The organism is Streptomyces gottesmaniae (assembly GCF_031845845.1).
Taxonomy (GTDB): Bacteria; Actinomycetota; Actinomycetes; order Streptomycetales; family Streptomycetaceae; genus Streptomyces; species Streptomyces akebiae.
Genome location: NZ_JAVRFJ010000003.1, coordinates 65,815 through 79,456, shown reverse-complemented (window position 1 = coordinate 79,456; position 13,642 = coordinate 65,815). Strand labels below are relative to the sequence as shown.

General features: G+C 70.7%; 11 protein-coding genes. 1 reads left to right on the top strand and 10 read right to left on the bottom strand.

Translation table 11 applies throughout. The features are described 5' to 3' along the window. Positions 1 to 43: 43 nt before the first annotated feature. Positions 44 to 901, bottom strand: a complete 858-nt coding sequence (locus RM704_RS04555; RefSeq protein WP_033529847.1) for a class I SAM-dependent methyltransferase — start codon at positions 899 to 901, stop codon at positions 44 to 46. A gap of 57 nt (positions 902 to 958) precedes the next feature. Beyond that, positions 959 to 1,654, bottom strand: coding sequence for a DUF4232 domain-containing protein (locus RM704_RS04550; RefSeq protein WP_052146263.1), 696 nt, complete (start codon positions 1,652 to 1,654; stop codon positions 959 to 961). Positions 1,655 to 1,844: 190 nt separating this feature from the next. Here RM704_RS04550 and RM704_RS04545 point away from each other — a divergent pair, with 190 nt between their 5' ends. Beyond that, positions 1,845 to 2,516 carry a hypothetical protein gene (locus tag RM704_RS04545; RefSeq protein ID WP_033530023.1) on the top strand — a complete coding sequence of 224 codons (672 nt, stop codon included), beginning with the start codon at positions 1,845 to 1,847 and terminating at the stop codon, positions 2,514 to 2,516. A gap of 41 nt (positions 2,517 to 2,557) precedes the next feature. Here RM704_RS04545 and RM704_RS04540 read toward each other — a convergent pair whose 3' ends face one another. From RM704_RS04540 to RM704_RS04505, 8 genes are all read right to left on the bottom strand, one after another. Next, complete coding sequence (locus RM704_RS04540; protein ID WP_033529848.1) at positions 2,558 to 4,126, bottom strand: NCS1 family nucleobase:cation symporter-1; 1,569 nt, start codon at positions 4,124 to 4,126, stop codon at positions 2,558 to 2,560. A gap of 197 nt (positions 4,127 to 4,323) precedes the next feature. Then, a complete protein-coding gene (locus RM704_RS04535) occupies positions 4,324 to 5,343 on the bottom strand; it encodes a TIGR03842 family LLM class F420-dependent oxidoreductase (RefSeq protein ID WP_033529849.1) in 1,020 nt (339 codons plus the stop codon). Positions 5,344 to 5,354: 11 nt separating this feature from the next. Next, positions 5,355 to 6,758 carry a dihydropyrimidinase gene (gene hydA, locus RM704_RS04530; RefSeq protein WP_033529850.1) on the bottom strand — a complete coding sequence of 468 codons (1,404 nt, stop codon included), beginning with the start codon at positions 6,756 to 6,758 and terminating at the stop codon, positions 5,355 to 5,357. Positions 6,759 to 6,872: 114 nt separating this feature from the next. Then, entirely contained in the window at positions 6,873 to 7,715 is an 843-nt protein-coding gene (locus RM704_RS04525) for a nitrilase-related carbon-nitrogen hydrolase (protein WP_033529851.1), read from the bottom strand. A gap of 155 nt (positions 7,716 to 7,870) precedes the next feature. Further along, positions 7,871 to 9,436 carry a PucR family transcriptional regulator gene (locus RM704_RS04520; RefSeq protein WP_033529852.1) on the bottom strand — a complete coding sequence of 522 codons (1,566 nt, stop codon included), beginning with the start codon at positions 9,434 to 9,436 and terminating at the stop codon, positions 7,871 to 7,873. Positions 9,437 to 9,484: 48 nt separating this feature from the next. Continuing rightward, the gene (locus tag RM704_RS04515) at positions 9,485 to 10,771 is read right to left on the bottom strand and encodes an aspartate aminotransferase family protein (protein WP_033529853.1); all 1,287 of its coding nucleotides are present in this window, start codon (positions 10,769 to 10,771) and stop codon (positions 9,485 to 9,487) included. A gap of 63 nt (positions 10,772 to 10,834) precedes the next feature. Then, positions 10,835 to 11,677 (bottom strand): nitrilase-related carbon-nitrogen hydrolase, encoded by an 843-nt coding sequence (locus RM704_RS04510; RefSeq protein WP_033529854.1) that lies wholly within the window; start codon positions 11,675 to 11,677, stop codon positions 10,835 to 10,837. Between the two features lie 248 nt (positions 11,678 to 11,925). Then, positions 11,926 to 13,581: a hypothetical protein gene (locus tag RM704_RS04505; RefSeq protein ID WP_033529855.1), complete on the bottom strand. Its 1,656-nt coding sequence runs from the start codon at positions 13,579 to 13,581 to the stop codon at positions 11,926 to 11,928. Positions 13,582 to 13,642 lie beyond the last annotated feature (61 nt).

Below are 13,642 nucleotides of genomic sequence, written 5' to 3'. Positions count from 1 at the left end.
ACGGGCGTTCCGTGATCGTACGCAGCGCGCGGCTGACCACGGCTCAGCCGAGGCGGCCCTCCAACTCCTCTCCCGGCCTCCGCCCCACCGTCAGCACATGTCCGCTCGCCCCGAGCAGCGTGGGCTCCGACTCGATACGTCGGGTCGCCGCCAGCACGGCCTCCCGGCGCTCCGGGTCGTCCAGCCACTCCTCCACCCCGCCCATCAGCCAGGCGACGCCCTCGACGCCGTACTGCCCGTCGGGCGCGAGCCCGGCCTCGGCGAACTCGCCCGGTACGTCGGCCGGATCGGCGAAGTAGGCGGTGGTGAAGTGCGGGTCCGCCGACGAGTACCGGTGCCTGCCGTGGGCCGACACGGCGTCGGTGCGCTCGCGGCGCTCCGGGATGAAGTAGTTCCCCTGCATGAGGGTGTCGTTGAGCCCCGCGAAGCGGTTGATCGTGGCCGCGACGACCACGCCACCCGGCCGCACCGCCCGCCGGGCCTCCGCCAACGCCCGTATCCGGTCCGCGCGTTCGGGCAGATGGTAAAGCGGTCCGAGGACAAGCACGACGTCGTATGCGGCGGTGTCGGCGGGCAGTGCACGGGCGTCGCCGAGCCGGGCGGTGACCCCGGGCAGCCGCCCGGACCGCTCCACGTGCAGCGGAACGGGATCGACGACCTCGACCTCGTACCCGTCCTCGGCCAGCCATTCGGCGTGGATCCCGGTGCCGCCACCGACGTCCAGCACCCGCGCGGGCGCCTCGGGCAGCAGTCGGCGAAGGAGGTCCTGGGTGCGCCAGAACTCCAGCCGACCGGCGCCCTGCCTGAGGCGGGTGAGCTCCCCTCCGCGCTCGTAGTAGGCGAGTATCTCCTCGGGCAGGGAGGGGAGTTGGGGCCCGGTGTCGTACGGTGACCGGCTCATGGATCCAGGGTGCTGATCACCACGACGGACCCGCAACCGGTTAAGAGCGCGGGCGGGTCAGAAATCCGGGGCCGGCTTCGTCCATGCCGTCGTGCCGAGGCGGCCCGTGTTGCCGAGGTCGAGGCCGCCGTCGGGGGTGAGGACCTCGGCGGGGCGGCCGGGGAGCGGGGCGATGCGCAGGCCGGGGGCGTTGACGGCCGGTACGTCGACCTCGGTGACCGTGTTGCGCCAGACCAGCGAGGTCGCCGCGGACTCGCCGGGTTTCAGGGTGACTTGGTGCGGACCGAGGTCGGGCACGCCCGTGGTGATGTCCTGGGGGCCCTGGAGGACGCGTACGTCGTCGTAGGCCTCGCCGTCCGCGTCGAGCAGTTGGATCGAGGGGTAGCCCTTGACGGTGTACGTCTTCTCGCCGCAGTTGGTGAGGGTCACGCTCATCGCCCGCAGGCCCATCGCCGCCTCCACGAGGCCGGGCAGCATGCGCACTCCGGAGGTCGGACAGGCGGCCGTGGCGTCGGGTGAGGCGGCCTCGGCGGGCCCCGCGCCGGGTTCCGTCTCCGGGGCCACGGGCGGTTCCGAGACCCGCAGCCCCTCCGGCACGTGCGGGGGCGTCGGCGAGGCCGATCGCGGCGGTGCCGCGCGGTCGGGATCGAGTTCGCGGTCCACTTCGTCCGAGAGTCCGCAGGCACCGACGGCCAGGGTCAGCGCCGCCCCCAGGAGCGCGCGGAAGGCCGTACGGCCGCGTATCGGGATCATGGGCCGATCCTCACACGAACGCTGCGCGGACGCCCTGCTTCCGCCCGGGACGCCACCACTTCGCACGTGGGAGACCCAGTCACCGTGTATGCACGGAGCGAGTTCGCACTTTCGTCCCACAGGCAGTCGTGTGACACTGGCGTACCCCACCGCCCGGCGGTACCGCCGCCTCGACCCCGAGAAGTGCGCTGTGCGTGATCTCCCTCTGCCGCTCGCCCTCACCGCGCGACTGATGCCGGTCGCCGTACTCGCCGTCGCGGGCTGGGCGTTGTCGTCCGGTCCGCTGTCCGCGAGCCCGGCCGGGGAGGACTCCGCGCAGGACACGGCGTCGGGACCCGTCTCGACCGACACGTCCGCGCCGTCGACGACGACCGTGACCAAGACGTACGAGAAGGCGCCCTCGCCCTGCTCCGGCGTCACGAAGAAAACGGTCACCTCACTTGTTCCCGGCGCGAAGACGGCCGGCAAGGAGATCGCGTCGACCAACGAGTCCGTCCGCCGCACCTGCTCGTGGAACGCGCTCAAGGGCTTCGACTACCGCTGGCTCGACGTCTCGTACGAGATCCAGCAGTCGGACGACAAGGCCGCGAGCGCCTACAAGACGCGCACCACGGAGAAGAGCGGCGGCGGCGCCGTGCCCGGTCTCGGTGACGAGGCCTATTCCGTCGTGAACCTCACCACGGAGGACAAGCAGCAGACCCGTGAGGGCGTGGTGTACGTCCGGATGTCCAACGCCCTGGTGGTCGTCACCTACAACGGCAGCGACTTCGAGTCACAGAAGGCGCCCGGCACGGACGAGATCAACAAGGGCGCCATCAAGGCCGCGAAGGAAGCGGCGGCCGTGCTGGAGAACACCGCGTAGGGGCGTCTTCCAGCACGGCCGCCGCCGCGCTCACGGGCCCGTCAGACGGTCACCCGCTCCTTCTCGGTCCGGATCTTCGCCCGTTCGCCGGCCATCAGCACCACGTACAGCAGCATCGACGCGCCCAGGCCCACCGCCCAGCCGTAGTCGGCGAGCGGCTTGAGGAAGGGGATCAGGCCGTCGTGCGGGAACGGTCCCGACGACACACCGTCCTCGGAGACGGTCGAGTACGAACCGCCGACCGCGAGCAGACCGCCGACCACGAAGGCCGCGATCGCCCGCCAGTTCCAGCCGGAGGCGTACCAGTAGCGCCCGCCGGGCGTGTAGAGGTCCGCCAGGTGCAGGACGGTACGGCGGACGATCCAGTAGTCGGCGATGAGGATGCCGGCCACGGTGCCGAGCAGACCGCCGACGACGCCGAGCCAGGTGAAGATGTAGAACTCGGGCGTGGAGATCAGCTTCCACGGGAAGATCAGGATGCCGACGACACCCGTGATGAGCGCGCCCGTACGGAAGTTGATGAGCTTCGGGGCGAGGTTCGCCAGGTCGTAGGCCGGTGAGACCACGTTCGCCGCGATGTTCACGGAGATGGTGGCGACCAGCACGGTGATCAGGGCGAAGAGGAGTCCGAAGACGTTGTCGGCCTTGGCGGCCAGCGTGACCGGGTCCCAGATGGCCTCGCCGTAGACGACCTCGGAGCCGGAGGTGACCAGCACGGCGAGGATCGCGAAGAGCGTCATCGTGGTGGGCAGACCGAGGGACTGACCCCAGGTCTGCGCCTTCTGGCTGGCGCCGAAGCGGGTGAAGTCAGGGATGTTCAGGGACAAAGTGGCCCAGAAGCCGATCATTCCCATCAATGACGGGAAGAACACCGGCCAGAAGTCGGCGCCCCAGCCGAGCTTGGACGGCTGGTCGAGCAGTGCGCCGAAGCCGTCGGCCTCGACCGCGATCCAGACCAGCAGCACGAGCGCGCCGACGATCACGAACGGCGCGGCCCAGTTCTCGAAGTGCCGCAGGAAGTCCATGCCGCGGTAGATGATCGCTATCTGCAACGCCCAGAAGAGGATGAAGCAGAGCCACAGCGGCCAGGGGTTGCCCGCGATCTTCCCCGCGCTCTCCCACTCACCTCCGGTGAGCTTGGAGCCGAGCGCGAATATGCCGGAGCCGCCGATCCAGGTCTGGATGCCGAACCAGCCGCAGGCCACGGCCGCCCGGATCATCGCCGGTATGTTGGCGCCCCGCAGACCGAAGGAGGCGCGGGCCAGCACCGGGAAGGGGATGCCGTACTTGGGTCCGGCGTGCCCGGTGGCCAGCATCGGCAGCAGCACGATGACGTTGGCCAGGGCGATGGTGAAGACGGCCTGCTTCCAGTCCATGCCGAGGGCGACCAGGCCGGAGGCGAGGGTCCAGCTGGGGATGCAGTGGGCCATGGAGATCCACAGCGCCGCGAAGTTGTACGTCGTCCACTTGCGCTCGGAGACGGGTACGGGGCGCAGGTCCTCGTTGGCGAAGGGGCTGTCGGCGGGGAAGGCCCCGGGGGCGAGCTCGATCCGGCCGGAGGGGTCGGCGGACTGGGCTGTCGGCGCCCCCGGGGGAGCTATGTCGGTCATGGGCAGGCCAATCAGGGGAGGCGGGACGGGAAGAAAGGCCGTGCGGAGGCCTTGGGCCCTTCCCCTCCGGGACGGCGGAGGGGAAGGAGACAAGGTGTGGGGGGTCTTGAGGGGTCTTGAGGACCGGTTCGCAGCGGTTGGTTCCGGTTCGGGGTGGCCGGATTGTCGCAGCCGCGGAGCCGTTCGGGGAAGCCCGGTCAGCCGTTGAGCGCCGGGATGACCGTCGAGCCGTACGCGTCGATCACCCTCTCCTGGGCGTCGTGCATGTCGTAGACGGCGAACTGGTCCACGCCGAGAGCCCGCAGCGCGTTCAGCTTCTCGATGTGCGCCTCCGGGGTACCGATGACGCAGAACCGGTCGACGATCTCGTCGGGCACGAACTGGGTGTCGGGGTTGTCGGCCCGCCCGTGGTGGGAGTAGTCGTACCCCTCGCGCGCCTTGATGTAGTCCGTCAGCTCCTCCGGTACGGCCGCCGAGTGCTCCCCGTACTTGGACACCAGATCGGCGACGTGGTTGCCGACCATCCCGCCGAACCAGCGGCACTGCTCGCGCGCGTGGGCCAGCGCCTCGGGCGAGTCGTCCTCGGTGACGTACGCGGGGGCGGCCACGCAGATCTTCACCTCGGACGGGTCGCGCCCGGCGGCCACGGCCGCGTCCTTGACCGCCTTGACCATGTACTCGGTGAGGTAGAGGTCGGAAAGCTGGAGGATGAAGCCGTCGGCCTCCTCACCGGTCATCTTCAGGGCCTTGGGGCCGTACGCGGCCATCCAGACCGGGAGTTCGGCGCCCTCCTTGATCCAGGGGAACCGGATGACCGTGCCGCCGAGGTCGGCCTCTCCCCCGCTGCCCAGCGAGCGGATGACCTTCATCGCCTCGCTGATCCGGGCCAGCGTGTTGGGCTTGCGGCCGGCGACCCGCATCGCCGAGTCACCGCGGCCGATGCCGCAGACCGTGCGGTTGCCGAACATGTCGTTGAGCGTGGCGAAGGTCGAGGCGGTGACCTCCCAGGTGCGGGTGCCCGGGTTGGTGACCATCGGGCCGACCGTCAGTCTCGTCGTGCTGGAGAGGATCTGGCTGTAGATGACGAACGGCTCCTGCCAGAGCACGGCGGAGTCGAAGGTCCAGCCGTACGTGAAGCCGTTGTCCTCGGCGCGTTTCATCAGCTCGATGACACGCGAGGCCGGCGGGTCGGTCTGCAGGACGAGTCCGAAGTCCATGTGCTCCACTCCTAGTTGAGGTACTGACAGGTGGAGCGGGGCGTGTAGGCACCGTGCCCGGCGTGCCCGGTGTACTCCCGCTCGGTGATGACGAGTTCGCCGCGCGAGAGGACCGTCTCGACCCGGCCGGTGGTGCGCTTGCCCTCGTACGCCGAGTAGTCGACGTTCATGTGGTGCGTCCGGGCGGACATGACCTGCTCGGCGTGCGGGTCGTAGATCACGATGTCGGCGTCCGCGCCCGGCGCGATCGTGCCCTTCTTCGGGTACATGCCGAACATCCGGGCCGGGGTCGCGCAGGCGATCTCGATCCAGCGGCGGCGCGAGATGTGCCCGTCCACGACCGCCTGGTGCAGGAGGTCCATCCGGTTCTCGACGCCCGGGAGACCGTTGGGGATCTTGGAGAAGTCCCCGCGGCCGAGTTCCTTCTGCCCGACGAAGCAGAAGGGGCAGTGGTCGGTGGAGACCACCTGGAGGTCGTTGGTGCGCAGACCCTGCCACAGCTTGGCCTGGTGTTCGCGCGGCCTCAGAGGCGTGCTGCACACGTACTTGGAGCCCTCGAAGTCCGGCTCGGCGAGGTTGTCCGTGGAGAGGAACAGATACTGCGGGCAGGTCTCGCCGAAGACGTTGAGCCCCTCGTCGCGGGCCCGTGCCAGCTCGGCGACTGCCTCCATCGCCGAGACGTGCACGACGTACAGGGGGGCGCCCGCGACCTGGGCGAGCTTGATGGCGCGGTGGGTGGCCTCGGCTTCGAGCAGGGCCTTGCGGACCTCGCCGTGGTAGCGGGGGTCGGTCTCGCCGCGCGCCAGGGCCTGTTCGACCAGGACGTCGATCGCGATGCCGTTCTCCGCGTGCATCATGATCAGCCCGCCGTTGTCGGCGGAGCGCTGCATGGCCCGCAGGATCTGGCCGTCGTCGCTGTAGAAGACGCCCGGGTAGGCCATGAACTGCTTGAAGGAGGTCACGCCCTCCTGCACCAGCAGGTCCATCTCCTTGAGCGTGTCCTGGTTGACGTCCGACACGATCATGTGGAAGCCGTAGTCGATCGCGCAGTTGCCCTCCGCCTTGGCGTGCCAGGCGTCGAGCCCCTCGCGGAGGCTGTGGCCGACGCTCTGCACGGCGAAGTCGACGATCGTCGTCGTACCGCCCCAGGCGGCGGCGCGGGTGCCGGTCTCGAAGGTGTCGGAGGCGAAGGTGCCGCCGAAGGGGAGCTCCATGTGGGTGTGGGCGTCGACGCCGCCCGGGATGACGTACTTGCCGGTGGCGTCGAGGACGCGGTCGGCGGTCCAGGCGTCGGCGGTGGTGGTGCCGCCGGCGGCGAGGGCGACTACACGGCCGTCCTCGATCAGGACATCGGCGTGGATCTCATCCGAGGCTGTGATGACGAGACCGCCGCGGATGACTGTACGGCCGCTCATTCGGTCACGCTCCGTTCGGTTGTCGGGACAGTGCCGGTCGTCTGTGGCTGGTCGCGCAGTTCCCCGCGCCCCTTGAAGGCCCCTGCGGGACCCCAAGGGCGCGGGGGGGCGTTGCTACGGCGCCGTCAGCGGGCCGTACGCGTCCGGGCGGCGGTCGCGGAAGAACTGCCAGCGGTCGCGGACCTCGCGGAGCTTGGCCAGGTCCAGGTCGCGGACGACGAGTTCGGTCTCCTTGTCGCTGGCCACCTCGCCGACGAACTGGGCCTCGGGGTCCACGAAGTAGGAGGTGCCGTAGAAGTCGTTGTCGCCGAGTTCCTCGACGCCGACCCGGTTGATGGCGCCGATGAAGTACTCGTTGGCGACGGCCGACGCCGGCTGCTCCAGCTGCCAGAGGTAGCGGGACAGGCCGCGCGAGGTGGCCGACGGGTTGAACACGATCTCGGCGCCGCCGAGGCCCAGTGCCCGCCAGCCCTCCGGGAAGTGCCGGTCGTAGCAGATGTAGACGCCGATCCTCCCCACCGCCGTGTCGAAGACGGGCCAGCCCGCGTTGCCGGGGCGGAAGTAGAACTTCTCCCAGAATCCGGGGACTTGGGGAATGTGGTGCTTGCGGTACTTGCCGAGGTACTTGCCGTCCGCGTCGAGCACGGCGGCGGTGTTGTAGAGGACGCCCGGCTGCTCCTCCTCGTACATCGGCAGCACGAGGACGAGGCCGAGTTCCTTGGCGAGCGCCTGGAAGCGCTTGACGATGGGGCCGTCGGGGATCGCTTCCGCGTACTCGTAGAACGCCTTGTCCTGGACCTGGCAGAAGTAGGGCCCGTAGAACAGCTCCTGGAAGCACAGCACTTGAGCACCCTGGGCGGCCGCGTCGCGGGCCGCCTGCTCGTGGACCTGGATCATCGACTCCTTGTCGCCGGTCCAGGCCGTCTGGAAGATGGCTGCGCGGATGACTCTGCTCATCGGGACCTCCGGTCACTCGGTGTGCAGCGAGAGTAGGAAGTCCGGGAAGCCGGTTTGAGTTGCACGGTGTCACGTCTGCGGGCCTTCTCCGTTCCACCGTGTCACCCCTTCCTGGGCGCATGTTTCACCGCCGTTTTCGCAGGTCCCGGCATGTTTCAGGCCTGTTGCGCGTCGTGGGCGAGGAGGGCGATGTGGACGGAGGCGGCCTGTTCGAAGTCGTCGAGGTCCACCCCCAGGCGGGCCTCTATGGCCTCCAGCCGGCGGTACAGCGCGGGCCGGCTCACATGGTGCAGCTGAGCGGTGTGCGACTTGTTGCGGCCGGTCGCCAGATAGGTCCGCAGGACGGGCAGCAGATCCTGCTCGGTGTGTCCGTCGCCGCACAGCAGCCCGTCCAACTCCCGCTCGGCGAAGGCCTGGACGTGCGGGTCGTCGCGCAACAGCCGGATCAGACCGCGCAGATGGACATCACGGAGGCGTACGACGACGGGGAGGTCCAGCCCGGTCGTGGCGGACTGGGCGACCGCGTCCGCCACATGACGCGCCTCCCGCAGCCCGCCCGGCACGTCCTCCCAGGTGGTCCGCGCCTCGGCGGCGGCCACGACCGTCCGGCCCACCCCCGACTCGGACCGCAGCCGCGTCGCGAAGTGCGCGGTGAGCGCCGGCGCGTCCTGGTCCCGGGCGAGACTGAGGAGTACGGCGGTGGCCCCCTCCGCCAGTTCGGCGACGAGGCCCGGAAGGCCCAACATCCGCAAGACGCGGTCGAGTTGGGCGGGATCGCCGTCGCGTACGACGAGGGGCACGAAGGTGCGGCGGTTGACCGGCAGCCCCGCCGCCCGCGCCCTGGGCAGCAGTTGCCGGGCCGGGACGACCCCGGAGACGAGGTCCGTCAGCAGGCTCTGGGCGGACTGTTCCTCCCAGGAGTGCGCCGCGCCGCCGAGCATGCGGTGCAGGACGAGCGCCTCGGCGGCCCGGTCGGCGAGCAGCCGCCCGGTGGCGGTGTCGCCCCGGTAGCCGCACAGCACGATCTGCCCCCAGCGCTCCCCGCGTCCGCCCAGCTCGGCCCGGATCCAGCCGTCGCCCTGGGTGCCGCCCGCCTGGCGGGAGATGCGTTCCCAGTCGCGCAGCACGTCGTCGACCGCCGACCGCTCCCCCGCCGTGGCGAGCACACGGTGGGCGAGGTTGGTGACGACGAGCGGACAGCCCGCGTGCTGGGCGATCTCGTCGAGCAGCCGTTGCAGCGGGGCACCCGCGGTGATCAGCCCGGTCAGGGCCGTGCGGACGGCCTCGGACAGGCTCACGGCCGCGAACTTCCGCCGTACGAGCCGGGACTGCACCTCCTCGGTCAGTTCGGCGAAGGGGAACGGCCGGTGCAGCACCACCATGGGCAGACCGCACCGCTCCGCCGCCCGTCGCATCACGTCGGGCGGCGTCGGGAAGGCCCGGCCGAGGCCGAGGACGACCGCCGCGGCCTCGGCCCGGTACAGCGAGCGGATGTACTCGGCCTGTGCCTCCTCGTCGCCGGCGAGCAGGACCCCGGTGGTGAGGACCATCTCGCCGCCGCTGAGCATCACGCCGACGTCGGGCGCCTCGGCCACGTGCACCCAGCGCACGGGCCGGTCGAGCTGACCGGCCCCGGCCACCACCTCGGGCTCCCCGGCGAGGACCCGGTCCAGGGCGAGGACCTGGCGTACCGACAGGGCGGGTTCCAAGGCGGTGGTCATGGCGCGGGGTTCCTTACATCTGTCGCATCACATCTGCTGCGTCCGGCGTTACTGGATGCTCCTCAGAGCGCGTTCGAGGGCGTCGGCGCCCTCCTCCGCCTCGGCGACGGTCAGCGACAGCGGGGGCGCGATACGCAGCGCGCTGGTGTTGTGACCACCGCCCTTGCCGATCAGCAGGCCCTCCCGGCGGGCGGCTTCGAGGACGGCTGACGCGGCCTCGGGGTTGGCCTCGTCGGTACCGGGCTTCACCAGCTCGATGCCGATCATGAGTCCCCGGCCGCGCACTTCCTTGACCGCGGGGATCTGCGCGGTGATCGCCCGCAGCCGCTCGATGAGCAGCCCGCCGACGCGCCGCGCGTTGCCCTGGAGGTCGTGCTCGACCAGGTAGTTCAGGTTGGCGAGTCCCGCGGCCATGGTGATCTGGGTGCCGCCGAAGGTCGAGATCGAGTTGCTGTCCAGGCAGTTCATGACCTCGGAACGGGCGACGACACCGCCGATGGACATGCCGTTGCCGATGCCCTTGGCGAAGGTGAGGATGTCCGGCGGCCCGTTCTGCCCGTGCGCCTGCCAGCCCCAGAAGTTGTCGCCGGTGCGGCCCCAGCCGGTCTGCACCTCGTCGGCGATCCACAGCACGCCGTGCCGCTGCAGCACCTCACGGAAAGCCGCGTACAGCCCGTCGGGCGGTGAGGTGAAGCCGCCGACGCCCTGGATCGGTTCGGCGATCAGCGCGGCCGGTGGGCGGCCGTGGCCGAGCAGGTCCTCCAGGTCGGCGACACAGGCGGTGATGAAGTCGGCGTCGTCGAGGTCCGCGTACGGGCCTCGGGTGCGGACACCGCCGTGCACGTACAGCGTCTGGAGGGGGGACAGCGAGGTCGGGGACCACCCCTTGTTTCCGGTGATGCCGACCGCGCTGAAGGAGCGGCCGTGGTAGCTGTTGCGCATCGCCAGGATCTGGTTGCTGCGCCGGTACGTCGTGGCCAGCATCAGCGCGGTGTCGTTGGCCTCGGTGCCGGAGGTGGTGAAGAAGACGCGGGCGTCCGGGATGCCGGACATCTGCGCGACGCGCTCGGCGAGCTCGACCATCGGCCGGTTGAGGTAGAGCGTCGAGGAGTGGACGATCCGCCCGGCCTGCTCGCTCACCGCCTTGGTGACCTCGGGGAGCGCGTGCGCCGTCATCGTGGTGAGGATGCCGCCGAAGAAGTCGAGGTACTTCTCGCCGGCGGCGTCCCAGACATGACGGCCCTCGCCGTGGGTGATCTCCAGCGGGTCCGCGTAGTAGAGCGCGAGCCAGTCGGGCAGTACGGCCTTGTGGCGCCCGAGCAGTTCGTCGGTCACGGCTGCACCACTCCTTTCACTGCGGTACGAATTCTGCGTGGGTCACGGCTGTACGTGCCCACGTCAGGGCTGTACGAGTCCTTCGTACGCGTCGGGCCGGCGGTCCCGGTAGAACGCCCACTGCTGTCGTACGTCCTCGATGAGGTCGAAGTCGAGGTCCCGGACGACGAGTTCCTCGCCCTGGTCGCTCGCGACCTCGCCCACGAACTTGCCGCGCGGGTCCACGAAGTAGGAGGTGCCGTAGAAGTCGTTGTCCCCGTACTCCTCGCGCCCGACCCGGTTGATCGCGGCGACGAAGTACTCGTTGGCCACGGCCGCCGCCGGCTGCTCCAGCTGCCAGAGGTGCGCGGAGAGACCGCGGTGGGTGGCGGACGGGTTGTAGACGAGCTGGGCGCCGTTCAGCCCGAGCTGGCGCCAGCCCTCCGGGAAGTGGCGGTCATAGCAGATGTAGACGCCGACCTTGCCGACGGCCGTCTCGAAGACCGGCCAGCCGAGGTTCCCGGGCTTGAAGTAGTACTTCTCCCAGAACCCCTTGACCTGGGGGATGTGGTGTTTGCGGTACTTGCCGAGGTAGGTGCCGTCGGCGTCGATGACCGCCGCGGTGTTGTAGTAGAACCCGGACTGCTCGACCTCGAAGACCGGGACGACGATCACCATGCCGGTCTCGCGGGCGACCTCCCGCATGCGCGTGACGGTGGGGCCGTCGGGCACGGGTTCCGCCCAGGCGTAGTGCTCCGGTTCCTGGACCTGGCAGAAGTAGGGCGCGTTGAAGACTTCCTGGAAGCCGATCACCTTCGCGCCCTGCCTGGCCGCCTCGCGGGCGTGCTCGATGTGCTTGTCGACCATGGACGCGGTGTCACCGGTCCAGGTCGCCTGGACCAGGGCGGCGCGTACGACGTTGGCCATGTCAGCTGCTCCTTCGACAGGGACGTCAGAGAGCCTCTACGCCCGTAGACGCAGGCCGTAGAGGCTTGAAACTAAGCCCCGTCGACGGGCTGGGCAAGACCATCGTCGTCAACCGGCCGAGTCGATCACGTTTCGCACTCCAGTGGGCGATTACGCCTGCGTTTCGCTCATCGAACCGGTCGTACCGCCGACCGCACGGCCGGGCTGCCTCCGGGCGGGGCGGGTGGGGCCGGGGGTGCCGGGCGGAGTCAGGTGATGCCCTGGACGCGCAGGGCGTGTGCCACGTCTCGGTGGCGTTCCTCCGAGACACCGCGCGCCGTCGCCAGGACCAGGGGCGCGAGCCGCCGGGGATCGGCCTCCGCGCTGCGTGCCGCCTCCTCCGGCGTACGTACGCGCACATAGACGTCGAGCAGCGCACGCGCCTCCCGTTCACGCCCCTCCGCGACCAGCCCGAGCACCGCCTCGCCGATCTCCTCGGCGGGCCGCGTGACTCCCTGCCGCAGCATCTGCTCCCCGTCCGCGGCGCGACCGACCGCGTTCAGGGCGTCCGCGACCGCGACCAGCCGGTCGGCGGGCAACGAGCCGGCCTCCCACAGCAGGGTCGCCCAGTCGGCGCCCAGCCCGGCGCGGTGCAACTCGGCCGCGAGCAACGGGAAACGAGCGGCGGGCCAGTGCGCGACCTCCACGAGGAGGGCGTGCGCCTCCCCACTGCGGCTCTCCTGGCGCAGCCGCACCAGCCGTTCCACGGCCCCGGCGATCTCCCGCCGCGCCTCGTCGTCCAGCGCCTGCCGCGCCTGCGGCTGCTTCGGCGCCACCGCCTCGGCCGGCTCCGCGACCCCGGCGTACCGGGCGCCCCGGGGAGCACGCCCCTTGCGGCCCCCACTCGGCACGGCCTTGGGCACGGCCACGGAGGGAGCCTCCTCGGTCTGCGCCGCCCCGGCGAAACGGGCACCGCCTCGGGGGCGGCGCTTGCCGCGCTGTTTGGTCGGTGCGGGGGCGGGGGCGGCGGTCTCCGGGGCCTGGTCCCGGGCGTCGGCTTCGAGGGTGGGCGTGGGAGCGGAGGTTGAGGTCGAGGTGGATGGCGCTGCGGGGCGACGGTCGTCGACTCCCCCACCGGTGGTGCCGGGATGGCCGTCCCAGGTCGGCGCGGGCGCGACGGGGGCTCGCTCGGGTTCGCCGGGTGCCGGGAAGGCGCCCGCGGAGCTGTCGCGCCGGGCGTCGCGCGGGGACGTCCTCTCGGGTCCACGGCCCTCCGAGGCACGGCCGTCGGGAGCGCTGCCGTCGGAGGTCCAGGCGTCCGGGATCCGGCCGTCGTTCATCCGGCCGTCGTTCATCCGGCCGTCGACGGCGGTGTTCCCCGCGACGCGCGACGCGCCCCGCACGGGGTCGTGCGGGGCGCGTCGGTCGGCGTCCTCGATGCGGGTGCGCAGTTCCGTGCAGCGGGCGGTGGCGCGTTCGTGGTCGTCGTGGGCCCAGGCCAGGTCCAGACGGAGGGAGTCGGCCTCTTCCCGGGTGCCGGCGGCCTGGAGCCTGCGGGTCAGTTCGGCGGTGCGGTCGGCGGCGTAGCGTTGTTCGCGGAGCATGACGTCGAGCCGGTCGCCGAGGGCCTCGCGGCCACCGGGCCGGGAGTCGTACGCGGCGAGCGAGGCGCGGTGCAGTGCGCGGGCCCGCTCGGTCTCCTGGGCCGCGGCGGCGGGTCCGTACGCGGTGTCGAGGTCGTGCATGAGCGCTTCCACGACGTCCCAGGGCGGCACCTCCAGACCGTCCAGGCAGGCGCGCATGCCCTCGGGATCACGCTGCCAGAAGACGGCGCACCAACCGGCGCCCTGGTCGAGCTTGGACATCAGCTTGTTCAGGTATCCCGCGAACTCCCGAACCTGACCCGGGAGTTGATCCACAGCCATCGCATACTCCCCGGCAGACTGGAGTGGTCCGGTCCGAAAGAAAACACCAGTTGTGTTACGG

Bases quoted from the DNA above. Each gene is read 5' to 3' on its own strand.
- RM704_RS04505 (WP_033529855.1), bottom strand. From the start codon at position 13,581: ATGGCTGTGGATCAACTCCCGGGTCAGGTTCGGGAGTTCGCGGGATAC.
- RM704_RS04510 (WP_033529854.1), bottom strand. From the start codon at position 11,677: ATGGCCAACGTCGTACGCGCCGCCCTGGTCCAGGCGACCTGGACCGGT.
- RM704_RS04535 (WP_033529849.1), bottom strand. From the start codon at position 5,343: ATGGACTTCGGACTCGTCCTGCAGACCGACCCGCCGGCCTCGCGTGTC.
- RM704_RS04525 (WP_033529851.1), bottom strand. From the start codon at position 7,715: ATGAGCAGAGTCATCCGCGCAGCCATCTTCCAGACGGCCTGGACCGGC.
- RM704_RS04555 (WP_033529847.1), bottom strand. From the start codon at position 901: ATGAGCCGGTCACCGTACGACACCGGGCCCCAACTCCCCTCCCTGCCC.
- RM704_RS04520 (WP_033529852.1), bottom strand. From the start codon at position 9,436: ATGACCACCGCCTTGGAACCCGCCCTGTCGGTACGCCAGGTCCTCGCC.
- RM704_RS04550 (WP_052146263.1), bottom strand. From the start codon at position 1,654: ATGATCCCGATACGCGGCCGTACGGCCTTCCGCGCGCTCCTGGGGGCG.
- hydA (WP_033529850.1), bottom strand. From the start codon at position 6,758: ATGAGCGGCCGTACAGTCATCCGCGGCGGTCTCGTCATCACAGCCTCG.
- RM704_RS04540 (WP_033529848.1), bottom strand. From the start codon at position 4,126: ATGACCGACATAGCTCCCCCGGGGGCGCCGACAGCCCAGTCCGCCGAC.